This is a genomic window from Liquorilactobacillus sicerae, assembly GCF_029916425.1.
Classification (GTDB): Bacteria; Bacillota; Bacilli; order Lactobacillales; family Lactobacillaceae; genus Liquorilactobacillus; species Liquorilactobacillus sicerae.
On sequence record NZ_JAHAVQ010000255.1, the window covers coordinates 1 to 441 of the forward strand.

The 441-nt window shown below is 36.7% G+C and carries 1 protein-coding gene; it reads right to left on the reverse strand.

What is annotated here, in order from left to right; all coding sequences use genetic code 11:
- On the reverse strand, window positions 1-426 hold a 426-nt coding region (locus KH893_RS12305; RefSeq protein WP_281166339.1), incomplete at its 3' end, for a hypothetical protein.
- Window positions 427-441 lie beyond the last annotated feature (15 nt).

Below are 441 nucleotides of genomic sequence, written 5' to 3' on the forward strand. Positions count from 1 at the left end.
ACACAAATCCCAATTCTCAGTCAATAATCGGTTTGCACCAATTCTTTTCCGATCCCAATCATATAAATCAGATTGATCAGACAATAAAATTCTCCTCAAATTCAATCCGTTCTGGCTATGCACGAGGCTGACATATTTGTCTTCATTGATAGAATGAACTTCTGTATATATATCTTTATAATCTAAATTTTGTAGATGATTTCTTTCTGCCTTATCCGGCCACCTATGGTATTGAGCAAAGAAATCATATTCTTTCAATTTCTGATCAATATTTGCAAAAATTCTGCTCGAAGAACTATCGGATATCTCATCTAACTTATCACTAACATTCAGCTGCACTTGCGGATGACGTTGTGAAATGTCCCGTAAAAACAATACCACCTCGCTAGCTAAACTCGTTCTTCGATCTCTTGCAGCGCGATCCATACCTCTCAACAGAAT